This is a genomic window from Microlunatus antarcticus, assembly GCF_014193425.1.
Taxonomy (GTDB): domain Bacteria; phylum Actinomycetota; class Actinomycetes; order Propionibacteriales; family Propionibacteriaceae; genus Microlunatus; species Microlunatus antarcticus.
In genome coordinates, this window is record NZ_JACHZG010000001.1 from 97,197 (window position 1) to 123,195 (window position 25,999).

General features: G+C 72.6%; 27 protein-coding genes, 1 tRNA gene and 1 other RNA gene. 14 read left to right on the forward strand and 15 right to left on the reverse strand.

Annotated elements, in window-relative coordinates; all coding sequences use genetic code 11:
* Positions 1–20: 20 nt before the first annotated feature.
* The 3 genes from FHX39_RS21900 to trpS all read right to left on the reverse strand — a co-directional run bounded on the left by FHX39_RS21900 (position 21) and on the right by trpS (position 1,947).
* Complete coding sequence (locus FHX39_RS21900; protein WP_183340675.1) at positions 21–374, reverse strand: TraR/DksA family transcriptional regulator; 354 nt, start codon at positions 372–374, stop codon at positions 21–23.
* Positions 371–781 (reverse strand): hypothetical protein, encoded by a 411-nt coding sequence (locus FHX39_RS00495; protein WP_183335869.1) that lies wholly within the window; start codon positions 779–781, stop codon positions 371–373. Before FHX39_RS00495 ends, FHX39_RS21900 begins: the two co-directional genes overlap by 4 nt.
* An 89-nt stretch (positions 782–870) precedes the next feature.
* Positions 871–1,947 carry a tryptophan--tRNA ligase gene (trpS, locus tag FHX39_RS00500; protein WP_332836921.1) on the reverse strand — a complete coding sequence of 359 codons (1,077 nt, stop codon included), beginning with the start codon at positions 1,945–1,947 and terminating at the stop codon, positions 871–873.
* A gap of 195 nt (positions 1,948–2,142) precedes the next feature.
* On the opposite strand from trpS, the gene FHX39_RS00505 reads away from it, so the two are divergent.
* Positions 2,143–2,916, forward strand: coding sequence for a dienelactone hydrolase family protein (locus tag FHX39_RS00505; RefSeq protein WP_183335870.1), 774 nt, complete (start codon positions 2,143–2,145; stop codon positions 2,914–2,916).
* A gap of 8 nt (positions 2,917–2,924) precedes the next feature.
* Here the strand turns inward: FHX39_RS00505 and FHX39_RS00510 are convergent, their stop codons facing one another.
* Positions 2,925–3,890 (reverse strand): sigma-70 family RNA polymerase sigma factor, encoded by a 966-nt coding sequence (locus FHX39_RS00510; protein ID WP_183335871.1) that lies wholly within the window; start codon positions 3,888–3,890, stop codon positions 2,925–2,927.
* Between the two features lie 121 nt (positions 3,891–4,011).
* On the opposite strand from FHX39_RS00510, the gene FHX39_RS00515 reads away from it, so the two are divergent.
* On the forward strand, positions 4,012–4,662 hold the full coding sequence (locus tag FHX39_RS00515) for a helix-turn-helix transcriptional regulator (protein ID WP_183335872.1): 651 nt from the start codon (positions 4,012–4,014) through the stop codon (positions 4,660–4,662).
* Positions 4,663–4,695: 33 nt separating this feature from the next.
* Here FHX39_RS00515 and cls read toward each other — a convergent pair whose 3' ends face one another.
* The gene (gene cls, locus FHX39_RS00520; RefSeq protein WP_332836587.1) at positions 4,696–6,159 is read right to left on the reverse strand and encodes a cardiolipin synthase; all 1,464 of its coding nucleotides are present in this window, start codon (positions 6,157–6,159) and stop codon (positions 4,696–4,698) included.
* A gap of 165 nt (positions 6,160–6,324) precedes the next feature.
* Here cls and FHX39_RS00525 point away from each other — a divergent pair, with 165 nt between their 5' ends.
* From FHX39_RS00525 to FHX39_RS00540, 4 genes are all read left to right on the forward strand, one after another.
* The gene (locus FHX39_RS00525) at positions 6,325–7,419 is read left to right on the forward strand and encodes a fatty acid desaturase family protein (RefSeq protein ID WP_183335874.1); all 1,095 of its coding nucleotides are present in this window, start codon (positions 6,325–6,327) and stop codon (positions 7,417–7,419) included.
* On the forward strand, positions 7,420–7,968 hold the full coding sequence (locus tag FHX39_RS00530) for a mismatch-specific DNA-glycosylase (protein WP_183335876.1): 549 nt from the start codon (positions 7,420–7,422) through the stop codon (positions 7,966–7,968).
* Positions 7,969–8,123: 155 nt separating this feature from the next.
* Complete coding sequence (locus FHX39_RS00535) at positions 8,124–9,125, forward strand: NAD(P)-dependent alcohol dehydrogenase (RefSeq protein ID WP_232530552.1); 1,002 nt, start codon at positions 8,124–8,126, stop codon at positions 9,123–9,125.
* Entirely contained in the window at positions 9,122–9,892 is a 771-nt protein-coding gene (locus tag FHX39_RS00540) for an SDR family NAD(P)-dependent oxidoreductase (RefSeq protein WP_183335880.1), read from the forward strand. Before FHX39_RS00535 ends, FHX39_RS00540 begins: the two co-directional genes overlap by 4 nt.
* A 6-nt stretch (positions 9,893–9,898) precedes the next feature.
* Here FHX39_RS00540 and FHX39_RS00545 read toward each other — a convergent pair whose 3' ends face one another.
* Both FHX39_RS00545 and FHX39_RS00550 read right to left on the reverse strand, forming a co-directional pair.
* Entirely contained in the window at positions 9,899–10,921 is a 1,023-nt protein-coding gene (locus FHX39_RS00545) for a LacI family DNA-binding transcriptional regulator (RefSeq protein WP_198423202.1), read from the reverse strand.
* Positions 10,922–10,995: 74 nt separating this feature from the next.
* Positions 10,996–11,083, reverse strand: a tRNA-Ser gene (locus FHX39_RS00550).
* A gap of 94 nt (positions 11,084–11,177) precedes the next feature.
* Between FHX39_RS00550 and ffs the strand changes: the two genes are divergently transcribed.
* An RNA gene (ffs, locus tag FHX39_RS00555) (signal recognition particle sRNA small type) lies at positions 11,178–11,274 on the forward strand.
* Positions 11,275–11,282: 8 nt separating this feature from the next.
* Here the strand turns inward: ffs and FHX39_RS00560 are convergent.
* On the reverse strand, positions 11,283–11,915 hold the full coding sequence (locus tag FHX39_RS00560; protein WP_183335882.1) for an HAD family hydrolase: 633 nt from the start codon (positions 11,913–11,915) through the stop codon (positions 11,283–11,285).
* 110 nt (positions 11,916–12,025) lie between these two features.
* Between FHX39_RS00560 and FHX39_RS00565 the strand changes: the two genes are divergently transcribed.
* Genes FHX39_RS00565 through recR form a run of 3 tightly spaced genes read left to right on the forward strand, consistent with a single transcriptional unit; the run spans position 12,026 to position 15,300 of the window.
* Positions 12,026–14,314: a DNA polymerase III subunit gamma and tau gene (locus tag FHX39_RS00565; protein WP_408631495.1), complete on the forward strand. Its 2,289-nt coding sequence runs from the start codon at positions 12,026–12,028 to the stop codon at positions 14,312–14,314.
* A 51-nt stretch (positions 14,315–14,365) separates the two neighbouring features.
* Positions 14,366–14,689 carry a YbaB/EbfC family nucleoid-associated protein gene (locus tag FHX39_RS00570; RefSeq protein WP_183335886.1) on the forward strand — a complete coding sequence of 108 codons (324 nt, stop codon included), beginning with the start codon at positions 14,366–14,368 and terminating at the stop codon, positions 14,687–14,689.
* An 8-nt stretch (positions 14,690–14,697) separates the two neighbouring features.
* Positions 14,698–15,300: a recombination mediator RecR gene (gene recR, locus FHX39_RS00575; protein ID WP_183335888.1), complete on the forward strand. Its 603-nt coding sequence runs from the start codon at positions 14,698–14,700 to the stop codon at positions 15,298–15,300.
* Between the two features lie 18 nt (positions 15,301–15,318).
* Here recR and FHX39_RS00580 read toward each other — a convergent pair whose 3' ends face one another.
* Genes FHX39_RS00580 through FHX39_RS00590 form a run of 3 tightly spaced genes read right to left on the reverse strand, consistent with a single transcriptional unit; the run spans position 15,319 to position 17,461 of the window.
* Entirely contained in the window at positions 15,319–15,864 is a 546-nt protein-coding gene (locus FHX39_RS00580; RefSeq protein WP_183335890.1) for a hypothetical protein, read from the reverse strand.
* A complete protein-coding gene (locus tag FHX39_RS00585) occupies positions 15,861–16,865 on the reverse strand; it encodes a Gfo/Idh/MocA family protein (RefSeq protein ID WP_332836589.1) in 1,005 nt (334 codons plus the stop codon). Before FHX39_RS00585 ends, FHX39_RS00580 begins: the two co-directional genes overlap by 4 nt.
* Positions 16,866–16,924: 59 nt before the next feature.
* Positions 16,925–17,461, reverse strand: a complete 537-nt coding sequence (locus tag FHX39_RS00590; protein WP_183335892.1) for a DUF1707 SHOCT-like domain-containing protein — start codon at positions 17,459–17,461, stop codon at positions 16,925–16,927.
* 145 nt (positions 17,462–17,606) lie between these two features.
* Between FHX39_RS00590 and FHX39_RS00595 the strand changes: the two genes are divergently transcribed.
* Positions 17,607–18,893, forward strand: a complete 1,287-nt coding sequence (locus FHX39_RS00595; RefSeq protein WP_183335894.1) for an aspartate kinase — start codon at positions 17,607–17,609, stop codon at positions 18,891–18,893.
* A gap of 10 nt (positions 18,894–18,903) precedes the next feature.
* The gene (locus FHX39_RS00600; protein WP_183335896.1) at positions 18,904–19,950 is read left to right on the forward strand and encodes an N-acetylmuramoyl-L-alanine amidase; all 1,047 of its coding nucleotides are present in this window, start codon (positions 18,904–18,906) and stop codon (positions 19,948–19,950) included.
* Here the strand turns inward: FHX39_RS00600 and FHX39_RS00605 are convergent.
* The 4 genes from FHX39_RS00605 to FHX39_RS00615 form a co-directional block, all read right to left on the reverse strand.
* On the reverse strand, positions 19,929–20,732 hold the full coding sequence (locus FHX39_RS00605) for an amino acid ABC transporter ATP-binding protein (RefSeq protein ID WP_183335898.1): 804 nt from the start codon (positions 20,730–20,732) through the stop codon (positions 19,929–19,931). The genes FHX39_RS00600 and FHX39_RS00605 overlap by 22 nt on opposite strands.
* Entirely contained in the window at positions 20,729–21,574 is an 846-nt protein-coding gene (locus tag FHX39_RS00610) for an amino acid ABC transporter permease (protein WP_332836590.1), read from the reverse strand. The genes FHX39_RS00605 and FHX39_RS00610 overlap by 4 nt, the downstream gene beginning before the upstream one ends.
* Positions 21,575–21,605: 31 nt before the next feature.
* A complete protein-coding gene (locus FHX39_RS20545; RefSeq protein ID WP_198423204.1) occupies positions 21,606–22,484 on the reverse strand; it encodes an ABC transporter substrate-binding protein in 879 nt (292 codons plus the stop codon).
* An 89-nt stretch (positions 22,485–22,573) separates the two neighbouring features.
* Positions 22,574–23,944 (reverse strand): HNH endonuclease signature motif containing protein, encoded by a 1,371-nt coding sequence (locus tag FHX39_RS00615; RefSeq protein ID WP_183335902.1) that lies wholly within the window; start codon positions 23,942–23,944, stop codon positions 22,574–22,576.
* A gap of 97 nt (positions 23,945–24,041) precedes the next feature.
* Here FHX39_RS00615 and FHX39_RS00620 point away from each other — a divergent pair, with 97 nt between their 5' ends.
* Together FHX39_RS00620 and FHX39_RS00625 are read left to right on the forward strand one after the other, a co-directional pair.
* Entirely contained in the window at positions 24,042–24,710 is a 669-nt protein-coding gene (locus FHX39_RS00620; RefSeq protein ID WP_183335904.1) for an RraA family protein, read from the forward strand.
* The gene (locus FHX39_RS00625; RefSeq protein ID WP_332836591.1) at positions 24,707–25,927 is read left to right on the forward strand and encodes an aminotransferase-like domain-containing protein; all 1,221 of its coding nucleotides are present in this window, start codon (positions 24,707–24,709) and stop codon (positions 25,925–25,927) included. The genes FHX39_RS00620 and FHX39_RS00625 overlap by 4 nt, the downstream gene beginning before the upstream one ends.
* Positions 25,928–25,999 lie beyond the last annotated feature (72 nt).

Genomic DNA, 25,999 nt, shown 5'->3' on the forward strand with positions numbered 1-25,999 from the left:
TCTGCGTCGCAGACCTTGGCTCAGGGACGACCGGGGCGAGCGGCGCAGGTGATGCAGAACCGGGCCTCGGGCCGGGCGGCCAGCCGTTCCTCGGCGATGGGGCGGCCGCAGCGCTCGCAGAGCCCGTACGTCCCCGCGGCGAGGCGTGCCTGCGCCGCCTCCAGCTCGGCCAGGGTCCGGGTGACCTGGACGAGGAGCGCGGTGTCGCGGGCCTGGTCGAGCGACGCCGTCGACCCCTCCGGGTCGTGCTCGTCGTCGGTGAACGTCAGGCTGCGCGCGTCCTGGGTGGCCTCGATGGCGGCCCTGAGCGCCTGCTCCTGGGCGCGCGCGGCGGCGGTCCGCTCGGCGAGCAGGGCCGCGGGGTCGAGGGTCAGCGGCCGATCAGCCGGCGCAGCCCGCCGCGGGCGGGCGCCGGGGTGGTGCCGTTGTCCTGGGCTCGGGTCACGGCCGGGGCGGGCTCGTCCAGCTCGGCCGGCGTCTCGATCTTGCTGACGAAGCCGGGCACCTCGAGCAGGGAGCCGGCGGCGTCCTGCGCGCGCGGCGCGATCTCGCCCTCGACGCTGTAGAGCGCGTGGGTCAGGACGGCGGTGCACCGGGTGCCGTAGCCGTGGTCCATGACCTCGCAGCCGTAGCACTTGACCTGGCCGGTGGTGATCACGAGATCGGGGTTGGCGGCGGCCAGCCGTTCCTCGCGCTCGGTGATGCCGGCCGCGTACGCACGGACGGCGGCCGCGTTCCAGCAGGCGACACCGTCGCCTCCGCTACGGATCTCAACACGCACAGGGCACCTCTTCGTCGAGTGGCCGATCTCACGGGACGTGAACGTCCCGTGACCCTCGATGGTGCCACCCCGCCGCCCCGGCGGAGCCGTCAGGGGAGGTCGTAGACCATGCCCATGGCCGTGCGGACCTCGTCGAGCGTGGCGTCGGCGACCTCGTTCGCACGGGCGTTGCCCGCGGCCAGCACCTCGACGAGGTGGCCGGGGTCGGCCTCGAGTTCGGCCCGCCGGGCCCGGATCGGGGCGAACGTGGCGTTCACGGCCTCGGTGACCACGGCCTTGAGCCGACCCGAGCCGCCGTCGCCGATCTCGTCGGCCCAGTCCTGCGGGGAGCGGCCCGTGCACAGGGAGGCGAGCAGCAGGAGGTTGGACACCTCGGGACGCGCCTGGGGGTCGTACGTGATGTGGCGGTCGGAGTCGGTGACGGCCTTCTTGATGATCTTGGCCGTCGCGTCCGCGCTCATGCCGATCTCGATGGTGTTGCCGCGGGACTTGCTCATCTTCGCCCCGTCGGTGCCGAGGATGTTCGGGGCTTCGGACAGCAGCGCGTCGGGCTGGGGGAAGACGGGCCGGGTGGGGTCGACCCGGCCGTACGACTCGTCGAAGCGGCGGGCCACCACACGGGTCTGCTCCAGGTGCGGCAGCTGGTCGCGACCCACCGGGACGACGTTGGCCTTGCAGAAGAGGATGTCGGCGGCCTGGTGCACCGGGTAGGTCAGCATCAGCCCCGACATGGGCCGCTGGCTGGCGGCGAGCTCGGACTTGACCGTCGGGTTGCGCCGCAGCTCGGAGTCGGTCACGAGCGACAGGAAGGGCAGCAGCAGCTGGTTGAGCGCGGGGACGGCGGAGTGGGTGAAGATCGTGCTCCGGGCCGGGTCGAGGCCCACCGCGAGGTAGTCGACCAGGAGCGACAGGACCCGCTCGTGGATCGGGCCGACCCCGTCCCGGTCGGTGATGACCTGGTAGTCGGCGATGACGATCCAGGAGTCCACGCCCAGGTCCTGCAGCCGGACGCGGTTGGCCAGCGACCCGAAGTAGTGGCCGATGTGCAGCCGACCGGTCGGCCGGTCGCCGGTGAGCATCCGGTAGCGACCGGCGTCGGAGGCGAGGTCGGCCTCGATCTGCCGCGACCGGCGCTGGGCGGTGTCGAAGGACGTCGACTCGGGCACCGTCTGCTCGGTCGTGGGCTCGTCGGCCGTGCTGACGTCGCTCACGTCGTTCCTCCCGCTCGTGGTGGCCGTAGCCCCGTGGACCGTCGTGGACGCAGAGCGCGCACGACGGCTGCCGATCCTAGTGCTGAGATGGACGGCGGCCCCCGCGAGTTCTGCCGGGGCCGACGAGCCCTCAGAACCTCAGGAGCACCCATGGCCTACACGCCCGAGCAGACCGCCATCCTCGAACGCGAGCCGCTGCCCGCGGCCGGCATCACCTCCGCCGAGGTCGCGTACGACGTCGAGGGCACCGCGTGCTCCGGCTACGTCGCCCGGCCCGACGACGACGGCGTGCACCCCGGCGTGCTCGTGGTCCACAACTGGCTCGGCGTCACCGACGCGGTCCGCTTCCGCGCCGACATGCTGGCCCGGCTCGGCTACGTCGCGTTCGCGGCCGACGTCTTCGGCGCCGACGTGCGGCCGACCCCCGAGGAGGCCGCGGGCGTGGCGGGCGGCTTCTACGGCGACCAGCGCCTGTTCCGGGCGCGGCTCACGGGCGGCTACGAGCAGCTGCTCGCCCAGCCCGGGGTCGACGCCGACCGCACCGCGGCGATGGGCTACTGCTTCGGCGGCTCCGGCGCCCTGCAGCTGGCCCGGACCGGCGCCGGACTGCGCGCCGTCGTGAGCTTCCACGGCGCGCTGCAGCCCGGCCCGGAGGGGGAGGCGGCCGACATCAAGGCCAAGGTCCTCGTCCTCACCGGCGCCATCGACCCGGTCGTCCCGCCCGAGGCCGTCGACGCCTTCGAGTCCGACCTCCGCACGGCCCCCGACCTCGACTGGCAGGTCGTGACCTACTCCGGTTCGATGCACGCCTTCACCGAGCCCGGCACGGACGCGCCCGACTTCGGCGCCCAGTTCAACCCGGTCGCCGAGGCCCGCAGCTGGCAGGCCATGAAGAACTTCTTCGGCGAGGTGCTGGCCGCCTAGGGTCGGCCCTAGGAGGCCTGGGCGGTGAGCTGGCCGGAGTCCTCGTCCAGCTCACCGATCAGGCCGCGGAGCTTGGTCATCAGGCGCGAGAGCAGCCGCGAGACCTGCATCTGCGTCACGCCGACGACGCCGGCGATCTGGGACTGCGTCATCTCCTCGACGAACCGCATGCGCAGCAGGTCGCGCTCGGCGTCGGTCAGGCTCTGCAGAGCCTGGTGCAGCAGCACGCGGGTCTCGACGAGGTTCCACTCCGGCGGGTGCTCCGGGACCCAGGCGTCGCCGACGAGGGAGTCGAGGCTCGTCGAGTGCAGGCCGAGCTCGGCGGTCCGGGCCTCCTCGACGGCCTGGGTCGTCCAGCCCAGGTAGTGGGCGAGGTCCGCGCTGGTCGGTACGCGGCCGATCTCCTGCGCCAGGTCGGGCACGGCGCCGCGGAGGACGTTGGCGGCCTCCTGCACCGAGCGCGGCGGACGGACGGACCACCCGTGGTCGCGCAGGTAGCGGCGCAGCAGCCCCGACATGGTGACCCAGGCGAAGTAGCCGTACGTGGTCTGCGCCGGGTCGTAGCGGTCGAAGGCCTCGACCAGGCCACCGCGGGCCACCTGGACCAGGTCGTCGTACTCGCTGCGGGGACCGTAGCGGCGGGCCGCGCTCGTCGCGAGCCACAGGTGCAGCGTCACGACCTCGTCGCGGATGGCGCGACGCTCCTCCGGGGTCGAGTCCTCCAGGTGGCTCATCAGGTCCTGGGTGCGCTCCCGGTCGGCGTCGCGCTCGCGCCCGCGCGGCGGGGTGTTGGGGTCGCGGGTGGACGGCTCGTGGACCGGTGCCTGGACGACCGACGGCTTCTGGGTCGACGGCAGGCCGTGGTCGGGCGGCGTCGGCGGCTCGCCGAGAGCGTGGGGGCTGTCGGTGGTGTCGCCCTGGTCGACGAAGAACGACTCGGGGCCCGGCTGGACCTCGGTGCCCTCAGGCAGCACGGCGTGCCCCGGCAGCGGAGCCGTGGACGACCCCGTCCTGATGATCGAAGTCCTGATGAGTCATCACGATCTCGAGTAAACCAATCACTAAAGGAGGTTTGTTACACCCCTAGGGGGGTAAATGGACCTCATGCCCAACCCCATCACCATTGCCGTCGTCGACGACTACGACGTGGTCGTCCTGGGGGTGGCCCGCATGCTCGAGCAGTACCCGGAACGCGTCCAGGTGGCCGAGCTCTCGACCACCCAGACCGTCGACCGACCGGTGGACATCGTTCTCTACGACGCCTTCGCGCAGCCCGAGACCGATGCCGCCGACCTGCAACAGTTCCTCGACAACCCGCTCGCCGGACGCACCGTCGTCTACACCTGGAACTTCCAGGCCCAGCTGGTCGAGCAGGTGCAGAAGCTGGGGCTCCACGGCTATCTGTCCAAGGCGCTGCCGGCGCGCGACCTCGTGTCGAGCCTGGAGCGGATCCACGGGGGCGAGGTGGTGATCAGCGACCCGCCGGGCCGGGCCCGCAGCGCGACGGGGCTCGACTGGCCCGGTCGGGGCGAGGGGCTGAGCGACCGCGAGTCCGAGATCCTCGCGCTCATCACGCAGGGCAAGAGCAACGCCGACGTCGCCGCCATCACGTTCCTCAGCCCGAACACCATCAAGTCCTACGTCCGCACGATCTACCGCAAGATCGGGGTGGGCAGCCGCACCCAGGCCGTGCTCTGGGGCGTACGGCACGGGTTCAGCCCGGACCACAGCCAGATGCGGCGGTAGTTCCCGGCCTCGCCGGCGACTGGAGCCGAAGGGCTACTGAACCGCGGAGGTCAGCCGCATGAGGTTGTCGATGACGCTCCGCCAGAAGCCGCGCCGGGCCCAGTCCTGCGCGGAGAGCTCGCGCGACAGGCTGCGGTAGCGGTCCTCGACCGCCTTGACCTGGTCCACGAACGGGCGCCCGCAGACCATGAGCATCACCTCGAGGTCGAGCTGGAACGAGCGGATGTCCATGTTCGACGAACCGACCACCGCGACCTGGTCGTCGACCGAGATGTGCTTGGAGTGCAGGATGTTCGGACCCGGGTAGAGGTAGATCCTGACGCCCGCAGCCAGCAGCTCGGCGTAGTACGAGTGCTGGGCGTGGAAGACCACGAACTGGTCGCCGATCTCCCCGACGAACAGCTCGACCGCCACCCCCCGCCGGGCGGCCGTGGTGATGGCGCCGAGCAGTGACGGGTCCGGCACGAAGTACGGGCTCGTGATGCTGATCCGCGACTGCGCGTGGTAGAGCAGGCTGTTGAACAGGGCGAGGTTGTTCTCCGACTCGTACGCCGGCCCGCTGGGCGCGATCTGCGCCAGCAGGTCCCCGCCGCGCTGGTCGTCCGAGGTCTGCTCGCGCGAGCTGCTGAGGAGCTGGTCGGTCTCGCAGTACCAGTCGGTCACGAAGAGCGCGTCGATCTCGTGGACCACGGGGCCGTGCACCTCGCACAGCTCGTCGACCCACTGCAGCCCCCGCCGCTTGTTGCCGCGCTTGTCGTAGCTGGGGTCGATCATGTTGAGCGACCCGACGAAGCCGACGACGCCGTCGACGACCATCAGCTTGCGGTGGTTGCGCAGGTCCGGGCGCTGCCAGCGGCCCTTGAGCGGCTGCACCGGCAGCATCAGGTGCCAGAAGACGCCCATCTCGGTCAGCGCCTTCAGGGTCTTGCGGTAGCCGGGGTAGGGCCGGGTGCCCATGTGGTCCAGCAGCAGCCGCACGGTGACGTCGCGCTCGACCGCCCGACGCAGGGCGTCGAAGAACGGGGCCGTCGACGCGTCGCGGATGGTGATGTAGAACTCGACGTGCACGTAGCGCTCGGCGCCGTCGACGGCCTCGACGAGGGCCTGCAGCTGGTCGGTGAAGCCCATGACCATGCGGGCGTCGTTGTCCTGCAGCAGGGGCATGCGGCCGACCGACTCCACCAGCCGGGAGACCGAGCCGAACCACGGCGGGGCGTCCTCGCCGGCCTGCACCGGGTCGACCTCCCGGGAGGCCTCGCTGATCAGCTCGTCCATGTTCTGCTGCTTCTCGCGCCGCTTCTGCGTGAGCTTCGGGCTGCCGATGAGCAGGAACAGCACGATGCCGAGCAGCGGGAGGAGCGCCATCAGCAGCACCCAGGCCAGCGCGGAGCTCGGCTCCCGGTTGCGAGGCGCGATGAGCAGCGCGACGAGGACGAGGGCGATCTCGAGCCCGACGACCAGACCCGTCCCGCTGAGGCCGGTGAGAAGGTCGAGCACGATCGGCAAACTACAGGGGCGGCTCAGGGTCGAGCGTGACGTGGACGCCGTTGCGCTGGGTACCCTTGGCCTATCTGGTGAGCACCGGTCGTCGTTCGACTTCTCTGATCCTGCTTGCATCCCGGCTGGGAAGCCTCAGCAAGTCGAACCCAGGAGCGAGCACTCGTGCCTTCGTCCGTCCCGTCCGCCGTACCCTCGGCCGCCACCGCCCGCCTCGCCTCGCAGCCGCTGACCCGCAGCTTCACCGCGCTGACCTCCCAGGTCCGGACCGCCGGGCTCCTCGGTCGTACGCGGGGGTTCTACGCCCTGGTCTTCGGGCTCCTCCTGCTGGCCCTGGGCGGCATCGCCACCGGGGTCGTGCTGCTCGGCGAGTCCTGGCTCCAGCTGCTCATGGCCGGGGCGCTCGGGCTGGTGCTCACGCAGTTCGCGTTCCTGGGCCACGAGGCCTCGCACCGCCAGATCTTCGTCTCCGGCAAGGCGAACGACCGCAGCGGCCGCATCCTGGCCGTCGGCTTCGCCGGCCTCAGCTACAGCTGGTGGATGACCAAGCACACCCGCCACCACGGCAACCCGAACCAGGTCGGCAAGGACCCGGACATCGCGCGCGACACCGTCTCGTTCCACGAGGCCGACGCCGCGGCGCAGCGTGGCCTGTCCCGCTGGATCACCGCGCGCCAGTCGTACCTGTTCTTCCCGCTGCTGCTCCTCGAGGGCGTCAACCTGCACTTCAAGTCGGTCCAGTCGCTGCTCCAGCGCGGGCCGGTCAAGGGTCGCAAGCTCGAGCTGGCGATGCTCGGCGTGCGCTTCGGCCTGTACGCGGGCGTGCTGTTCTGGTTCCTCCCGCTGGGCATGGCGGCCGCGTTCATCGGCGTGCAGCTGGCGGTGTTCGGCTTCTACATGGGCGGGACCTTCGCGCCCAACCACATGGGCATGCCGATCGTCCCGGCGGACGCCAAGCTGGACTTCCTGAGCAAGCAGGTCCGCACCTCGCGCAACATCACCGGCGGCATCTGGATGAGCGCGCTGATGGGCGGCCTCAACTACCAGGTCGAGCACCACCTGTTCCCGAGCATGCCCCGCCCGCACCTGCGCGCTGCCCGCGCCATGGTGCGTGAGCACTGCCGCACCCTCGACGTGCCCTACACCGAGACCAACCTGATCCGGGCCTACCACTCGGTCCTGGCGCACCTCGACCGCGTCGGCCTCAAGGCCCGCGACCCGTTCGACTGCCCCGCCGCGGGCAACATGCGCTTCGGCTGAGTGCTCGAGGACCACGACGTACGCCCCGACCGCAGCCTGCTGCGGCCGGGGCTTCGTGTCGTCATCACCGGCACGCTCGGGCGCGGCCACCGCCCGGCGCAGTACTACGCCGGCCCCGGCAACCGCTTCTACGAGCTCCTGCAGGGGAGCGGGCTGGTCGACGAACGGCTCGACCCCGGCCATGCCGGGCGACTGCCGGATCTCGGGGTGGGCCTGACCGACCTCGTGATCGAACGCGTCGAGCGCGCGGGCCGGGAACCCGAGACCCTGATCCACCAAAGGCCGTTCGACCTGGCGATCCGCGCCGTCGCGCCGACCGTCGTCGCCTTCGTGAGCAAGACCGCCGCGACCTGGTACGCCCGGGGTGCGGGGGAGCGGCTGCCGCGGGACTACGGCGAGCTGACCTGGTCGGTGGCCGGGACCCCGGCCTTCGTGCTGCCGGGCCCGTCCGGGGCGAACAACGGGATGTCGTTGGCCCTGCGACTGGCGCTGTGGACCGACCTGGCCGACTTCGTGGAGCACGTCGAGCACGGGCGCGCCGTCGGCTGATCGAGGGGTCCCGACTGGGCGGGCCCGAGCGCAAGGCTTGCGCAAAGCATTGCGCGCGTGTGAGCATCGGGGCCGGACCTGCGGTCTCGTCCCTGGGCAGGGCTGCTCACACAGAAGGACTTGCGATGACATCTGTCGACACCACCCCAACGAGCATGAGGGTCAGCGTGCTGCTCGGGCAGAAGGCCCTCGGCATGGAGGAGCGGCCCGTGCCCGTGCCGGAGGGTGACCAGGTGCTCGTGCAGGTCTCCAAGGTCGGCGTCTGCGGCTCCGACGTGCACTACTACCGCGACGGCCGCATCGGCCCGTTCGTGGTCGACGCGCCGCTCGTGCTGGGCCACGAGCTCTCCGGCACGATCGTCGCCGTCGGCGCCGGGGTGGACGCCTCCCGCGTCGGGCAGCGCGTCGCCGTCGAGCCGCAGAAGCCGTGCCGCCGCTGCAGCCAGTGCAAGGCCGGCCGCTACAACCTCTGCCCGTTCATGGAGTTCTACGCGACCCCGCCCATCGACGGCGCCTTCGCCGAGTACGTGGCCATCGAGGAGGACTTCGCGCACCCCGTGCCCGACTCCATCAGCGACGAGGCGGCCGCGCTGCTCGAGCCGCTGTCCGTCGGGATCGCCGCGGCGCGCAAGGGCCGGATCGTCCCGGGCTCGCGCGTGCTCATCGCCGGCGGCGGACCGATCGGCGTGATCACCGCGCAGGCCGCCCGGGCCTTCGGCGCCGCCGAGATCATCGTCTCCGACCCCGTGGCCGACCGACGGGCGATGGCGAGCCGCTTCGGCGCGACCTCCACGGTCGACCCGACCCGGGAGGACACCACCGACCTCAAGGTCGACTGCTTCATCGACGCGTGCGGCGTGCCGGCCGCGATCGTCGCCGGCCTGGAGTCCGTCCGGGGCGCCGGGACCGTCGTCATCGTCGGCACCGGCGCCGACACCGTGGCGCTGCCGATCCCGACGATCATGAACAACGAGCTCAACGTGACCGGCATCTTCCGCTACACCGACACGTGGCCGCTCGGCGCGCACCTGGTGGCGACCGGACAGGTGGAGCTCGACCCGCTCGTGACCGGCCGCTTCGGGCTGGACGACGTGGAGAACGCGCTGAACGCCGACCTCCAGCCGGGCAGCCTCAAGTCGATCGTGGCCGTCCGATGAGCGGGGTGCTGGACGGGTTCTCGCTCGCCGGGCGCACCGCCCTGGTGACCGGCGGCAACCGCGGGCTGGGCGAGGCGTTCGCGCGCGGGCTGGCCGAGGCCGGCGCCCGCGTGATGATCGCCAGCCGCAACGCGGAGCAGAACGAGGTCGCGATCGCCAAGATGCGCGCCGACGGCCTGCAGGTCGAGTCGCTGGTGGCCGACATCACCGTCGACGCCGACGTGGAGCGGATGGTCGAGGAGACGGTCGAGCGGCTGGGCAGCATCGACGTCCTCGTGAACAACGCGGGCATCTGCTACCACCGCGACGCGTGGGACGTCCCGGACGACGAGTGGGACGACGTCTTCAACCTCAACGTGCGGGCGCTGTTCAAGTGCAGCCGCGCGGTCGGGACCCACATGCGCACCCGGGGCGGCGGCTCGATCGTCAACATCGGGTCGATCTCGGCCATGATCGTCAACCGGCCGCAGAACCAGGCGGCGTACAACGCCTCCAAGGCCGCGGTGCACCAGCTCACGAAGTCGCTCGCGGCGGAGTGGGCGCCCGACGGGATCCGCGTCAACGCCGTCTCCCCGGGCTACGTGAAGACCGAGATGGCCCCGGTCGACGAGCCGCAGTTCCGTCGGCAGTGGATCGAGGACGCCCCGCAGCAGCGCTACGCCGTCCCGAGCGAGATCGCGGGCAGCGTCGTGTTCCTGGCCAGCGACGCCGCTGCCTTCATCACGGGCTCGGTGCTGGTGATCGACGGCGGCTACACCGTCTACTGATCGTCCCTACCGGGGGTCGTGCGGGTGGCACCCGCACGACTCCCGGTGCACGAACGTCGTCGCCAGCGTGAGCCGCCGCGGCGCCCGGTCCGGGTCGAGGATGCGGGACACGGCCAGGTCGACGGCGCTCTCGCCGATCTGCGTCGTCGGCTGGGCGATGACGGTGAGGCGGGGGTGGAACAGGTCCGCCCAGTCGAAGTCGTCGTACGCCACCAGCGCGACGTCGCGCGGCACCTCGATGCCCAGCTGCCGGGCGGCGCGCATGGCGCCGATCGTGGCCCGGTTGTTCCCGGTCACGACGGCGGTGGGCGGGTGCGCGGAGGTCATCAGGGAGGTCATCGCCTCCTGCGACCGGTCGTCGGTCCCGCGGCCGGACACGATCGTGCCGTCGGTGACCTCGATCCCGTGGCGCCGGGCCGACCGGCGGAAGCCCTCGATGCGTTCCTCGGTGGTGCTCAGCCCCGGCATCCCGCTGATCATGGCGATCCGGGTGTGACCCAGCTCGGCCAGGTGGTCGACGAGCTGACCCACGGAGTCGATGTTGTCCGAGCCGACCTGGTCGACGTCGGCGTCGACCATCCGGTCCAGCAGGACGACCGGGACGTCCCGCGTCCGTGCGTACGAGAGCGCCGTCGCCGGGGCGGGGGACGGGGCGAGCAGCACCGCCTGCACCCGGTTGTCGATCAGCTCGGTCATCGCCCGCAGCTCGGTGCCGGCGTCGTCGTGGGTGTCCGACAGCAGCAGGGAGTAGCCGTTGCGCGTGGCGACCTGCTCGATGCCGTGCAGCAGCTCGCTGAAGGAGGGGTTGGAGAAGGCCGACGAGGCCACGCCCAGGACCCGGCCCGTCGGGCCGCTCGCCGCCCCGGCCGGCTGGTACCCGAGCTGCCCGGCCGCCGACAGCACGGCCGCCTCGGTCTCCTGGCGCACCGGACGGGTCCGGTTCATGACGTGGGAGACGGTGGTGACCGAGACGCCGCTCAGACGGGCGATGTCGGCCATGGTCGCCGAGCCTCGGGTGCGCGGGGCCACGAGCGGACTCTAGCAACGTGTTGCGCAAGAACTTGCTCGTCGAGCGGGGGCAGGCCGGGCGTCGGCCCGGCCGGTGGCGGAGGATACGAGATTCGAACTCGTGAGGGCGTGAACCCAACCCGCTTTCCAAGCGAGCGCCATAGGCCTCTAGGCGAATCCTCCGCCCGGAACCTTACCTGCCGCGGAGCCGCCCGCCGAACCCGTCCGTAGCGCTACCGCGTCGGACGGGGTCCGGGAGAGGTCGCGTACAGTTGAGCCCGGTCCCCCGCGTGGCGGCACCTCACCCAACTCCCCCAGGGCTTAGCGGCAGCAAGGGTCAGTGAGCTCTGCCGGGTGCGCGGGGGGCTCTTTCGTCTCCGGGTCAGGCCGCGAGGGGCTCCGCGAGGTCGTGCAGGGCGAGGATGCGCTCGAGCTCGGGGCGGCCGCCGTCCTTCGCGAAGAGGTGCGCGGCGAGGCCGACCGTGAGCGCGGAGTCCACGTTGGCCTGGACGTCGTCCACGAACAGCACCTGCGCGGCCGGCAGGGCGAGGCGCTGCACCGCGTGGTGGAAGTAGGCCGGGTCCGGCTTGGCGACGCCGATCTCGCCGGAGATGACCATCGGGTCGAAGAGGCGCTCGTAGCCGAGCTCGCGCCGCATGTAGACCGCGCGTTCGCGGTGCTGGTTGGTGGCGATCGCGCACCGCGTGCCGCGGGCCCGCAGGTCCCGGACGGCGTCGAGCATCCCCTCGTCCACCGCGAGGTGCTGCCAGACGTCCAGCAGGTCCTCGGCCCGGACCGGCAGGCCCCAGGACGTGACGACGTCGGCCAGCGGCCCGGCGAACGGCCTGGAGCCGTCCAGGACCGGCTGCTCGGCGTCGCTCAGGTCGTCCAGGAACGCGGCCAGCCGGTCGCCCTCGAGCCCGGTCAGTCGTCCGACCTCCGCGGCCCAGTCGTTCGCGGGACGCTGCAGGACCCCGTCGCAGTCGAAGAGGACGGCCCGGATCTGTGCGCTCACCGGCCCCAGTGTTCCAGGCCCGCGCCCCGGAGCCGGGTGAGCAGACCCGTTGCCCCGCCGACCGGCGGGGAGTGTCAGTGGGCGGGCATAAGGTCTTGACCGTGGACGAGGTGCTGCTCACGGGGTCGCGGGTCATCGACCCGGAGGCCGAGCAGGACCCCTGGGTGGAGGGCGACGAGCCCGCGCCGGACGGGCAGACCCGCGTCGACCACCAGCAGGACGAGTCGCTCTTCGGCGAGCCCGCGGCGGGCCGGCCCGGGGGAGCGGCGCCGCTCGCGCTCTACCGCCGCTACCGGCCGGACACGTTCGCCGAGGTCATCGGCCAGGACCACGTCACGCAGCCCCTGCAGCGGGCGCTGGCCAACAACCGGGTCAACCACGCGTACCTCTTCTCGGGCCCCCGCGGCTGCGGCAAGACGACCTCCGCGCGGATCCTGGCCCGGGCGCTCAACTGCGAGTACGGCCCGATCGCCGAGCCGTGCGGCCACTGCCGCTCCTGCCGCGACCTCGCCACCGGCGGGTCGGGCAGCATCGACGTCATCGAGATCGACGCGGCCAGCCACGGCGGCGTCGACGACGCGCGCGACCTGCGGGAGCGCGCGTTCTTCGCCCCGGTCGCCAGCCGCTACAAGATCTACATCGTCGACGAGGCGCACATGGTGACCACGGCGGGCTTCAACGCCCTGCTCAAGCTGGTCGAGGAGCCGCCGCCGCACGTCAAGTTCATCTTCGCCACGACCGAGCCCGAGAAGGTCATCGGCACGATCCGCTCGCGGACGCACCACTACCCGTTCCGGCTCGTGCCGCCGCGGATCCTCACCGACTACCTGGCCAAGCTCTGCGCGGCCGAGGGCATCACCGTCGAGCCCGTCGTCCTGCCGCTCGTCGTCCGGGCGGGTGCCGGCTCCGTCCGCGACGCGCTCTCGGTCCTCGACCAGCTGCTCGGCGGGGCGGACGAGGAGGGCGTCTCCTACCGCCAGGCGACCGCGCTGCTCGGCTACACGCCCGACTCGCTGCTGGACGAGTTCGTCGACGCCTTCGCCGTCGGCGACGCGGGCGGGGTGTTCGCGTGCGTGGACAAGGTCATCGAGGTCGGGCAGGACCCGCGCCGGTTCGCCGAGGACCTGCTCCGCCGCCTGCGTGACCTCGTCATCGTCGCCGCGGTGCCGGACGCCCTGACGTCGGGCCTCGTCGACGTCGCGCCCGACCAGGCCGACCGGCTGTCCTCCCAGGCCGCCTCGCTGGGGCCGGGGGAGCTGGCCCGCGCGGCCGAGGTGATCGCGACCGGCCTCACGGACATGCGGGGCACCACCGCCCCCCGGCTGCACCTCGAACTCATGTGCGCCCGGGTGCTGCTGCCGGGCGCGGACGTCGACGAGCGCGGCCTGCACGCCCGGCTCGACCGGATCGAGCGACGCCTGGACATGGTCAGCGGGGTGCCGGCCGAGGGTGCTCCCGCTCCGACGTCACGTCCCGAGGCCCGGACGGAGGCGCGCCCGGCCGCTGTGCGAGAGCCGGTCGAGGCGGTGCCCGCGGCACCGACGGCTCCCGTCGAGAGCCCTGCGGCCGCCGAGCCGGCTCAGCCCGCCCAGCCCACCGCAACCGCTCCCGTACGCCGTGGTCCGGCCCGGCCGACGACGCCCAAGCCCGTACGCCCCGAGCTCGCGGCCCTCCGTCCGCCGGACGACGACGAGCCGCCGGAGCCCGACGCACCGGAGCACCTCCCGCCGCCGGTCGAGGCGGCGCAGCCGGACGCGCGCGGACCGTCCGGCGGTGACACCGACGACACGATGGCGGGCGGCAGCCGGGACGAGCCGTCTGCGTCGGTCTCGGGCTCCCGGCTCACCGCGACGGACGTCCGCCGCCTCTGGCCGGAGGTGCTGGAGGAGGTCAAGAGCAAGCGGCGCTTCACCTGGATCCTGCTGAGCCAGAACGCGCAGGTCGCCGAGGTCCGCGACGGCGTCCTGCTGCTGACCATGGCCAACACCGGGGCGCGGGACAGCTTCGGGCGGGGCGGCAGCGAGGACGTGCTGCGCGAGGCGCTCGTCGTCGTGCTGGGCACCGACTTCCGCATCGAGACGATGGTCGACGCCGGGGCCGGCGGGACAGCGACCCGCGAGGCGCCCGGCCGTCCGGCTCCGGCCGCACCGCCCGCGGCGCCGGCCCAGGTGCCCAGCGACGCACCCCTGGGTCAGGCCCCGGTCGGAGCTGCCCCGCCGACCCCGTCCGCCCGGGAACGGGCCGTCGCGAGCGTGCAGAACACCCGCCCGCAGGACGCCGTGGACCCCGACGACGCGGTGGACCGGGACGACGCCGACCTCGACGACGGGGCCGAGTCGCACCACGCGCTGCTCGCCCGGCAGCTCGGCGCGCAGATCATCGTCGAGGACGACGCGTGACCGGGCCCGTCGCCGCGGTCGTGCGCACCGCGCCCGCACTAGGCTGACGGCATGATCCCCGACGGTGGCGACATGTCCGGCCTGCTCGCGCAGGCCCAGGCGATGCAGGCGCAGCTCATGGCGGCGCAGCAGGAGCTGGCCGACGCGACCGTCGAGGGCACCGCGGGCGGCGACGTGGTGACGGCGACCGTCACCGGCGCCGGCGAGCTCGTCGGCCTGGTCATCAAGCCCGAGGCCGTCGACCCGGACGACACCGAGACGCTGGCCGACCTGGTGCTCGCGGCTGTGCGCGACGCCAACACTCGCGCGCAGGCCCTCGCCGCCGCCAAGCTCGGCCCCCTGGCCGGCGGGCTCGGCGGCGGGCTGCCCTTCTAGGTCCGCGGATGTACGAGGGTCCGGTCCAGGACCTCATCGACGAGCTCGGCCGGCTGCCCGGCATCGGGCCGAAGAGCGCTCAGCGGCTGGCGTTCCACATCCTCGCGGCCGACTCCGACGACGTGCTGCGCCTGGCCGCGACGCTCAAGCTGGTCAAGGAGACGGTCAAGTTCTGCGACGTCTGCTTCAACGTCTCCGAGGAGACACGCTGTCGCATCTGCCGCGACCCGCGGCGCGACCAGACCACCATCTGCGTGGTCGAGGAGTCCAAGGACGTCGTCGCGGTGGAGCGGACGCGCGAGTTCCGTGGTCGCTACCACGTGCTCGGTGGCGCGATCAGCCCCATCGACGGCATCGGCCCGGCCGACCTCAAGATCCGGGAGCTCTGCCTCCGCCTCGCCGACGGGACGGTCATGGAGGTCATCCTCGCGACCGACCCCAACCTCGAGGGCGAGGCCACCGCGACCTACCTCTCCCGGCTGCTGCTGCCCATGGGCGTGCGCGTCAGCCGGCTGGCCAGCGGGCTGCCGGTCGGGGGCGACCTCGAGTACGCCGACGAGGTCACGCTGGGGCGGGCGTTCGAGGGTCGTCGCTTCGTCGAGGCCAGCTGAGCCCACCCGGCTCCGGGGTCAGCGGTCGCGCAGGTCGAAGCTCGTCGGCGCTGCGGCCAGCCGGGCCCGCGTGAGGTAGAGCGAGGCGCCCACCCCGGCGAAGACCAGCACGAACACCACCGACGGGTAGCCGATGAGGTGCGTCCAGCGGCGATAGGTCAGCGCCGTCTCCCGGTGGCGGACCAGGACGGTGACGTTCACGACGAACGCGACCACGAAGGTCACCAGGGCCCCGGTCAGCGCGGCCCGCAGGGGCCCCTGGCGGTCCCAGGTCTGCGTGATGACGAGCCCGGTCGCGCCACCGAGCACCGCGCCGGCGAGCAGGGTCGGACCGAGGCTGATCAGGGACGGCAGCAGCTCGCTGCCGACGAAGTGCTCCCCGCCGCCGAGACCGGCCGGCGCAGTCGCGCCCGGCTGGATCGTCAGCCCGGACGCGGCCCAGAAGCCCAGCCGGAGCACCTGGTAGACGAGCATGGCGGCGAGAGCGGAACCCGCCCCCGTGACGATCCCGGGCAGGACGGCCGTCGGCACCGGCGTGGCGGCGCTCAGCTCACGCGTGCTCATACGGCGACCCGCTCGTCCTCGTGGTGGATCACGCCGAGCTGCTCGCAGGCGTCGTTGAGGACGCGCTGGACGGCGAGCGTGTCGGCCAGCGGCATGACCGTGCTCTCCAACCGGCCCGCGCGCAGCGCCTCCGTCACCTCGATGAGCTCGTGGCTGTAGCCGACGCCGAGCGGCGGCAGGTCGAAGCGCTCGGGCTCGTGACCGGAGCGGTTGAGCACGAACGACTTCGGGTGGTGGAACCGCGGTGGGATGTCGATCCAGCCGCGCGTGCCGTGCAGCCGGGCCGTGCCGGGAGTCTGGTGCCGCAGGGAGATCAGCAGCGAGGCGGCCCGGCCGTCGTCGTAGCCGAGCAGCAGGCCGGCCTCCGCCTCCACGCCGGTGGGGGCGAGCGACCCGGTCACGGACACGCTCGTCGGGTCGCCGAGGAAGTGCTGGGCGATCGAGACGACGTAGACGCCGAGGTCGAGCATCGCGCCGCCGCCCTGGTCGGGGTCGAAGAGGCGGTCCTTCGGGTCGTACGGGCGGTCGACGCCGAGGTCGGCCTGCACCTGGCGGACCTCGCCGATCGCCCCGTCGGCCACGAGCTCGCGGATCTTGACCACGGCGGGCTGGAAGCGGGTCCACATCGCCTCCATGGCGAAGACCTTCTCGCGGCGGACGGTGTCGATCACGCGCTCGGCACCGGCGACCGTGGCGGTGAACGCCTTCTCCACCAGGACCGCCTTGCCGGCGGCCGCCGCGGCCAGTGCCACGGCCTCGTGCTGCGGGTGCGGGGTGGCGACGTAGAGGACGTCGACCTCGTCGTCGCCGAGGATGCCGCCGTACCCGCCGTACGCCCGGGCGATGCCGTGCTTCGACGCGAACGCCTGGGCGCGTTCCTCCGAACGGCTCGCGACGGCAACGAGCTCGGCCCCCTCGACGTGCGCGAAGTCGGGCACCACGGAGTCGGCGATGCGACCCGGTCCGACGATGCCCCAGCGGATCACCCGGTCTGTGCTCACGCAGGCCACTGTAGGGCGGGTCCCGGCGGGCCCTCCGCGACGGCGACGGGGCGGCGGGCTCAGTCGCCGAGTGCGCGGCGGCGCTTGTCCAGACGTTCCTGCTCGTGCGCGATCCGCTTGCGCTCGCGGTCCCGGTCGGACTCGCTCTTGCCCAGCACCATCGAGATCATCGTCGGGATGAAGATCAGCCACCAGAAGCTCGGCCAGCCGAGCTGGGGGATGAACGTGATGGCCAGCGGGATCACGATCCAGAGCGCTCCGGTGAGCCCGCGCAACGCCTCCGCGCCGCCCGTCCGGGGCGGCAGCACGGCGGGTGTGGGCAGGTCGGTCGGAGCCGGCGTGGCGGGGCGCTGCCAGGGCGGGGTCTCGTACGACGGCGTGGTGGCCACGGTCTGCCCGGGGCGTGGTCCCGGGAGGTCGGTGAACAGCGGGTCGAGGTCGCTCGCCACCTTGGCCTGCAGCGCAGCGCCGATGCGTTCGTCGAACTCCTCGGGCGAGAGGCGGCCCTGGGCCATGTGCTCGCGCAGCAGCTCAGCGGCGCTGTCGCGCTCGGCGTCGCCGATCCGTTGCGGGCGGGGCTGCCCCTGCTCGGTCACGATCCCACTATCGCACCCGGGCAGGTCGGGCCTCCGGCCCTCACCTGGACGATCGCCACGGTCGCAGGCGCGCGCACGTAAAGTTGCGCGCGGTCGGCGCCCGAGGGGTGCGGCCGCCATCCCGGTCACGTCGGAAGGGTCTGCGTTGAGGGTCGTGCAGAAGTACGGCGGCTCGTCGGTCGCCGACGCCGAGGCGATCAAGCGGGTCGCCAAGCGCGTCGTCGCGACCAAGCAGCAGGGCCACGACGTCGTCGTCGTCATCTCGGCCATGGGCGACACCACCGACGAGCTGATGGACCTCGCGCTCCGGGTGTCCCCGCAGCCGCCGCCCCGCGAGCTGGACATGCTGCTCACCGCGGGCGAGCGTATGAGCGCCGCGCTGCTGGCCATGGCGATCGCCGACCAGGGGATGCACGCGCGCTCGCTCACCGGGTCGCAGGCGGGCATCATCACCACCGGCACGCACGGCAACGCCCGGATCATCGACATCACCCCGGGCCGGATCACCAAGGCCCTCGACGAGGACCACATCGTCATCGTGGCCGGCTTCCAGGGCGTCGCGCAGGACACCAAGGACGTGACGACCCTCGGGCGCGGCGCCTCGGACACCACCGCCGTCGCGCTCGCCGCCTCGCTGGGGGCGGACTACTGCGAGATCTACACCGACGTCGACGGGATCTACACCGCCGACCCGCGCATCGTGCCGAGCGCCCAGCGGATCCCCGAGATCTCGTACGAGGAGATGCTCGAGATGGCGGCGTGCGGGGCCAAGATCCTGCACCTGCGCTGCGTCGAGTACGCGCGGCGCGAGCGGGTGCCCGTGCACGTGCGCTCGTCGTTCTCGCACCTCCCCGGCACCTGGGTCCGCGACCGCGTGCCCGTCGACCCGTCCGAGCAGCATCAAGGAGGCATGGTGGAGCAGGCGATCATCTCCGGCGTCGCGCACGAGACCAAGGAAGCCAAGATCACGATCGTCGGGGTCCCCGACCAGATCGGTGAGGCCGCCCGGATCTTCGAGGCCGTCGCCGCGACCGACATCAACATCGACATGATCGTGCAGAACGTGTCGGCGGTGCAGACCTCCCGCACCGACATCTCCTTCACCCTGCCGAAGTCCGACGGCGCCACGGCGGTCGCGGTGCTGAACGCGCTGAAGGAGTCGATCGGCTTCACCGACCTGCTCTACGACGACCAGATCGGCAAGGTGTCGGTCGTGGGCGTCGGCATGCGGTCGCACCCGGGCGTCACGGCCAAGTTCTTCTCGGCGCTCGCCGCCGCGGGCGTCAACATCGGCATGATCTCCACCTCGGAGATCCGCATCTCGGTCGTGGTCGGCCAGGACGACGTCGCCCGGGCGGTCGCCGCCGCGCACACCGCGTTCGGCCTCGACGCCACCGAGCAGGCGGTCGTGTACGCCGGGACCGGTCGCTGAGGCAGGCCTCGTGGCGGCGCGAGGCGGAGCCGGGGCTCTGCTGGCGCTTGCCGTGACGCTCGTCCTGGCCGGGTGCGGGTCCGCCGAGCCGGTCGCCCGACCCCTGCTGCCGACCCCGCCCCAGACGGTCTTCTCGCCCGAGCCGCAGACGGCGAGCCCCAGCCCGTCCCCGAGCCCGAGCGTGCTGGCCGTCCCCACCCCTGCGGCGACGCCGCTCGCGACCGCGGTGCCGACGCCGAGCGCGACCCCGTCGACAACCGCCGTCGCGCCGCTGGTCGTCCTCGACCCCGGGCACAGCGGGAAGTCGATCAGCAGCACGGACGCCGCGTCCGGCCTGCGCGACATCGACTACCCGAACTACCCCGAGATCTACGAGATGTTCGACATCAGCGTCTGCGTGGGCAAGGGCCTCCGGGCCGACGGCTACCGGGTCGCGCTGACCAAGACGAAGGCGCTCGACAGCGTCGGGCTCGTCGCCCGGGCGAAGATCGCGAACGACGCGAAGGCCGCGCTGGCCGTCAGCGTGCACGACGACCACTCGCAGGGCCCGGCCTTCCAGGCGACGTACTCGCAGCGGGGGATCAGGCACGACGGCGACTACCACGCGATGTACCGCGGGACGGGGAGCAAGCGCACGGTCTTCTCCGACGCCGAGGTCGCGCAGGCGAGCGAGAAGGCGGCGGAGGCCATCGCCCGCGAGCGCACGAAGGCCCAGGGCCGGACGGTCGGCGTCCGGGAGAACACCTACACCGGCCGGGCGCCCCTCGAACCGGGCAACCTGGCGATCGTCCAGCTGCTGGCGAAGGTCCCGTGGGTCTACAACGAGGCGGGCGCCAAGAGCGGCGGCAGCACCACGAAGGCGATGAGCATCGCGACCGAGGAGGCGTACGCGAAGGGCCTCCTCGTCGGCGTCGAGGCGGCGGTGCCCCTGCCGGCCGGTGCGGTGTCCCAGCCGAGCGCGGGCGTGCAACAGCTGAAGCAGTGCCTCACCACCGCGGCCACCCCGGGCGACGGACGGGTGGACCGCCCGGCCCGCTACCGGCCGTCGGGTTCCTGACCCCTCGGTTCGTCCGCTGACGGGGCGTACGGGGTCAGCGCCGCCAGGAAGTCGCGGAGCCGCTCGGTCCTGGGAGCCGTGAAGACCTGCTCCGGCGGGCCGGACTCGAGCACGCGGCCGCCGGAGAGGAAGCAGACGGTGTCGGCGACCTGGCGGGCGAAGGACATCTCGTGGGTCGCGATGACCATGGTCATGCCGTCCGACCGCAGCTCGCGCAGCAGGCCCAGGACCTCGCCGACGAGCTCGGGGTCGAGCGACGACGTGACCTCGTCGAGGAGCATCAGCGCCGGCCGGAGCACGAGCGCGCGGGCGATGGCCACCCGCTGCTGCTGGCCGCCGGAGAGCTGGTCGGGGAGCATCGCGGCCTTGTCCGCCAGGCCGACCCGCACGAGCATCTCGAGCCCCCGGGCCCGGGCCTCGGCCCGCGGCACCCGGTGCACGCGGACGGGGGCCAGCGTGACGTTGTCGAGGACCGTGAGGTGCGGGAACAGGTTGAACGCCTGGAAGACGATGCCGATCCGCGACCGCACCGCGTCGACGTCGGCACGGGGGTCGCTGATGTCGGTGCCCTCGAGCAGGATCTGCCCGTCGTCGACCGTCTCGAGCAGGTTGAGGCACCGCAGCAGCGTGGACTTGCCCGAGCCCGACCCGCCGATCAGCACGACGCACTCGCCCGCGCCGACCTCGAGGTCGAGGCCGTCGAGCACGACCTGGGGACCGAAGGCCTTGCGCAGCCCCTGGGCCGACAGCAGGGGCTGCGCCGGGATGGCCGGGGAGCTCATCGGGCGGCCCCGGTCGCGCCCAGCCAGCCCTGCCGACGGGCGACCCAGTCGGTCAGCCGGGCCAGCGGGATCGTCAGCACCACGAACAGGAGCCCGGCGACGACGTACGGGGTGAAGTTGAAGTCCGTCGCGGTCTCGATCTGCGCCGCGCGGATCGCGTCGATGACCCCGAGCACGGCGATCAGCCCGGAGTCCTTCTGCAGGCTCACCAGGTCGTTCAGCAGCGCGGGCACGACGCGGCGGATCGCCTGGGGCAGGACGACGAAGCGGAGCGTCTGCGGGTAGGACAGGCCGAGCGAGCGGGAGGCCGCCCACTGCGACGGGTGGACCGACTCGATGCCGGCGCGGAAGACCTCGGCCACGTACGCCGTGTAGGTGAGGACGAGTGCCGCGCCACCCCAGATCACGGCGTCGTTCGGCACCCCCTGCAGGCGGAGGGCGGGCACGCCGAACCCGAGCAGGAAGATCACCAGGAGCAGCGGCAGCCCCCGGAACAGGTCGGTGTACGCGGTCGCGAGCAGCCGGACGGGCAGGAAGACCGGGCCGCGCAGCGTCCGCAGCACGGCGACGAGCAGCCCGAGCACGGCGATCAGGACGCCGCAGACGAGCATCACGCGGACGTTCAGCCACAGTCCGGTGGCGACGGCGGGCAGGGCGGCCCAGCCGCGCGCCGGGTCGAAGAACGTCTCCCGCACGCGGGGCCAGCCGGGGGTCGCGCCGACGCCGAGGACCAGCACCAGCCCGACGAGGAGCGTGCTTCCCAGCGCGACCAGGGAGGAGCGCCGTGCCCGTCGGCGCCGGTAGTCCTCGCGCTGCTGCTGCAGCGGCGACGGCTGCCACACCGACGGCAGCGTCACGACGTCCGGACCCCGGTCAGGAGAGCTGCGGCGCGCCGTCGGTGCCCGCCAGCCACGTCTTCTCCAGCCCCGCCAGCGTCCCGTCGGCCCGCAGGGCGTCCACGGCCTGCGACACGCACGACGTGAGGGCGCTGCCCTGGGCCAGCACCATCCCGAACTGGTCGGCCGCGCCCGCTCCCTGGGGCAGCTGGCCGACGATGACGCCGTCGTCGAGCTGGGCCGCCACGGCGTAGAAACCGGTGGGCAGGTCGACGACGACTCCATCGACTTGGCCGTTCTTGAGCGCCTGGATCGCGAGGTCGTTGGTGTCGTACACCGCCGCGGTCTTCGTCGGCCTGATCTGGTCCTGGATGGCGGTGTACGACGTCGTCCCCACCTGCGCGGCGAGCTTGGCCCCCTGGAGCCCGGCGACGGTGGTGACGCCGTCGATCGGGGAGCCCTTGGTCGTGACGACGGTCTGGGTCACGGAGTAGTACGGCGAGGAGAAGTCGACGGCGCTACGGCGGGCGTCGGTGATCGACACCTGGTTGATGTCGACGTCGAAGGCCTTGTCCCCGGGCGCGTACGCGCTGGTGAACGGGACGACCGTCCACGTGACCGTGGCCCGGTCGTAGCCCAGCTTGCCGGCGACGGCGTACGCGACCGCCGACTCGAAGCCCTTGCCGTTCGAGGGCTCGTCGTCGGCGAACCACGGCCCGTACGCCGGCTTGTCCGTGCCCACGGTGAAGGTGCCGGGCTTGACGGTGCCCAGCTGGTCCGGGGTGCAGCTGGCCGGCGTCGCGGCCGCGGAGGCCGCGGGGGCGTCGTCCTGGGGCGCGCACGCACCCGTCGCCAGAAGCAGGGCGGCGGTCGAGAGCAGGGCAGCGGTCGAGGTGCGGGTCGGGCGCCGGTGCATGGGGTCCCCTTCGGCAGTCCGGAGGCAAGGTGGGGTTCATCGTGGCATCACGCGGGCAGGCCGGCGACGCCGTCCATGCCACCTCATCCTCAGCACCTGAGTCCGAGTCCGCGTTGTCGGGCGAGGATGCGGGCGTTGAGCACGGGCCGCTGTTCACGGTCGACCCACGTGGGTGGGATCCAGGCGGGCAGGTCGTCGACCATGACGCAGGTCCAGCCGCGGGCGGCGAAGTTGTGGTGGTGCCACGCGCACAACAGGGTCAGGTTGTGCAGATCCGTCCTGCCCCCTTGGCTCCATTCGGTGACGTGGTGGCGTTCGCACCACTCGGGTGGTCGGTCGCAGCCCGGGAACGAGCAGCCGCCGTCGCGGGCGATCAGGGCGACGGTCTGCCCGTTGCTCGCGAGGCGTCGGGTGCGGCCGAGCTGGAGGACGACGCCCGTCCTGGTCAGGACGGCGGGGTAGACGTCGGCCTGGTCGGCGAGCCTCACGATCGTCTCGGTCGAGAGCATCGTGCCTTCGCTGGTCACACCCCACCGGGCGCGGGCCTGTAGGTCGTCCTCCGGGATGATGACGATCACGGTCGCGGGGGTGCCGCCGGAGTCGGGCAGCGTCCCGGAGCGCAGGAGCCGGTCGCACACATCAACCAGCGCGTCGTGGGTGCGCTGGCCGTGATGGCGCGGGTCGGGCCCGTCCACGGTGCGGCCGTCCTCCAGCACCACCGTCTCCAACCGTGGCTTGGCCAACGGGCCGAGGACGGCGTGGAGCTTGGCGCCGAGCTCACCGGTCAGGCGGCCCTCGACGGCGTACATGCCGTCGGTGAGCTTGCGGAACGCGAGGTGGCGCCGTTCAGAGTTGAGCTGCTCGGCCGGGACGGTGCCGTCGGGGTCGATCCGGTCGACGACCTGCTGAGCGATCACCCGCAGCTCCTTCGGCCCGAACGTCACGGCGTACTCGGCGAGGAGCCGGTCGCCGAGATCGAGATCGGCCGGGTCGAAGCCGCGCCGGTCCACACCCTCCAGCGCGCGGACGCACACATCGACCTGCTCGGGGCTCACGTCCCCGGCCCGCTGCGCCGCAGCGAGGGCTGGCCGCAACGGCCCGAGCTCCTCGCCGGTCATCGCGACCCGCTCACCCACGGCCTCGGTGGCCCGAACCCGCTGGGACGCCTCACCGCGAGAGAGGCGCAGCACCCAGGCGAGGGTGGCGGCCAGATTCGGCTGCCCGACCGTCTCTGACAGCCGGACCGTCTCCGCGACCCGGACCGCACGGTGGTCGACCAGGGACATCCGGTTCCGCGTCTGCTCGAAGCGTTGCAGGAACCCGACCAGCCCCACGCCGTCGAAGCCGTCCAACCCGCCGGCCTCCACGACCCCGATCAGCCGGTCGAGCGCCCCGACGAAGTCGTCGAGAGCGTCGTCGACGGGCACCGCCGCACCGCTCTCACCGCCCTCGAACTCCACGGCTTCAACCTACGGAGGCCCACTGACAGTTTCGAACACACGTTCGACGAGACCCGCGCTCTACGCTGCTGAGCCGAGGAACAACCCGAGGAGAACCGTGCCCGACGAGGACCCGTCCACCACCGACCTGCTGGCACGCCTGGCGCGCGTCGACACGACCTCGCTCGCGGACGCAGGCCCGGGTCTACGCGTGCTGCCGGCGGAGATCCGCCCCGTCCGCCCTGGATCGCGCCTAGCCGGTCGTGCGGTCACCGTCGACGCCCAGAGTGACCTGGTGCCCGTCCTGGTGGGCCTGGCCTCAGCCGGGCCGGGGGACGTCCTCGTCGTGGCCGGCGACCCCGAGCGCGCGATCGCGGGCGAGCTGTTCGCCACCGAGGCGCTGCGCCGCGGGCTCGCCGGGATCGTCGTCCACGGGCTCTGCCGGGACAGCCGGACGCTGCGGCAGCTGGCCCTGCCGTTCTTCGCCACCGGGGTCAGTCCGCGGGCGTGCCCGGCCCGAGCGGTCCCGTCGGGCGACGTCACCCTGACCCTCGGGGGCGTCGAGGTGCGCCCGGGCGACCTCGTCCTGGCCGACGACGACGGCGTGGTGGTCGGGTCCCCGGCCGAGATCGCCGCCGCTCTCGACGGGGCCGAGGCGATCCAGACGCGGGAGGAGGCGCTGCGCGCCGCGATCGAGGGCGGGGAGTCGCTCTTCGACCACCTCAACCTCGACGAGCACCTGGCCGCGCTGCGCGACGGCCGCGACAGCCGGCTGAGCTTCTCGTGAGCGTCCCGCCCTTCCACCTCGCCCGCCGCATGAGCGGCGTCCGCCCCTCGGCGATCCGCGAGCTGCTCCGGCTCGGGGCCGACCCCAGCGTCACCTCGTTCGGCGGCGGCTACCCCGACGCCTCGCTCTTCCCGGTCGAGGAGCTCGCCTCCGTGTACGCCCACCTCCTGGTGCGCGAGCACGCCGAGGCGCTGCAGTACACGACCTCCAACGGGCTGCCGGTGCTCCGCCAGCAGGTCGCCGAGCGGCTGACCCGCGACGGGGCTCCGCGGACGGCGGACGACGTCCTGATCATCCAGGGCGGGCAGCAGGGGCTCGACCTCGCAGCCAAGCTCGTCGTCGACCCCGGTGACGTCATCGTCACCGAGAACCCGACGTTCCTGGGCGCGCTGATCGCCTTCGCGCCGACCGAGCCGACGTACGCCCCCGTGCGCACCGACGCCGACGGCATGGACACGGACGACCTGGCGCGGGTCCTGGAGCAGCACCCCGGCGCGCGCCTGCTCTACACGGTCCCCGACTTCCAGAATCCGACCGGTGCCACCCTCGCCCTGGAACGTCGCCACCGCCTCCTCGAGCTCGCCAACGAGCACGACCTGCTGGTCGTCGAGGACACGCCCTACCGCTCCCACCGCTACGAGGGCGCGTCGCTGCCGACGCTGCTCAGCCTGGACACCGAGGGGCGCGTGCTGCACCTCGGCAGCTTCTCCAAGATCCTGGCGCCGGGCCTGCGCCTCGGCTGGGCGACCGGGAGCCCCGACGTCGTCGAGCGCCTCGGTCTGCTCAAGCTGGCCGCCGACACCCAGAACAGCACCCTCAACATGGCCGCCACCGCCGCGTACCTGGAGGCGTACGACCTCGAGGCGCACCTGGCCAGGGCGCTGCCGGTCTACCGCCACAAGCGCGACCTGATGCTCGCGACGATGGACGCGACGTTCCCGGACGCGGTGCTGCGGACGCGGCCGGAGGGCGGGCTGTTCGTGTGGCTGACGTTCCCGGACGGCCCTTCGACAGGCTCAGGACAGCGCTTCGACGCCGCCGACTTCCTCAAGCGCGTGCTGCTGCCGGAGGCCAAGGTGGCGTACGTGCCGGGGGCGACGTTCTTCCCGGTGAGACAGGAGCCGAACCACGCCCGGATGAGCTTCTCCGGCGTCCCGGACGAGCGTCTGGTGGAGGGCGTCACCCGGATGGGGCGGCTGCTGCAACGCGAACTCTGAGCCTCGCGGCGACTGGTGCCCTCGGGAGGCGCCACACGGTCGGGACTGTGCGGTGGTAATCGAACCAACTCG

What these genes read in the sequence shown, in the direction of transcription:
- FHX39_RS00535 (WP_232530552.1), top strand. Translation starts at nt 8,124, where the DNA reads ATGAGGGTCAGCGTGCTGCTCGGGCAGAAGGCCCTCGGCATGGAGGAG.
- FHX39_RS00605 (WP_183335898.1), bottom strand. Translation starts at nt 20,732, where the DNA reads ATGAGCTCCCCGGCCATCCCGGCGCAGCCCCTGCTGTCGGCCCAGGGG.
- recR (WP_183335888.1), top strand. Translation starts at nt 14,698, where the DNA reads ATGTACGAGGGTCCGGTCCAGGACCTCATCGACGAGCTCGGCCGGCTG.
- FHX39_RS00515 (WP_183335872.1), top strand. Translation starts at nt 4,012, where the DNA reads ATGGACCTCATGCCCAACCCCATCACCATTGCCGTCGTCGACGACTAC.
- FHX39_RS00540 (WP_183335880.1), top strand. Translation starts at nt 9,122, where the DNA reads ATGAGCGGGGTGCTGGACGGGTTCTCGCTCGCCGGGCGCACCGCCCTG.
- FHX39_RS00505 (WP_183335870.1), top strand. Translation starts at nt 2,143, where the DNA reads ATGGCCTACACGCCCGAGCAGACCGCCATCCTCGAACGCGAGCCGCTG.
- FHX39_RS00580 (WP_183335890.1), bottom strand. Translation starts at nt 15,864, where the DNA reads ATGAGCACGCGTGAGCTGAGCGCCGCCACGCCGGTGCCGACGGCCGTC.
- FHX39_RS00570 (WP_183335886.1), top strand. Translation starts at nt 14,366, where the DNA reads ATGATCCCCGACGGTGGCGACATGTCCGGCCTGCTCGCGCAGGCCCAG.
- FHX39_RS20545 (WP_198423204.1), bottom strand. Translation starts at nt 22,484, where the DNA reads ATGCACCGGCGCCCGACCCGCACCTCGACCGCTGCCCTGCTCTCGACC.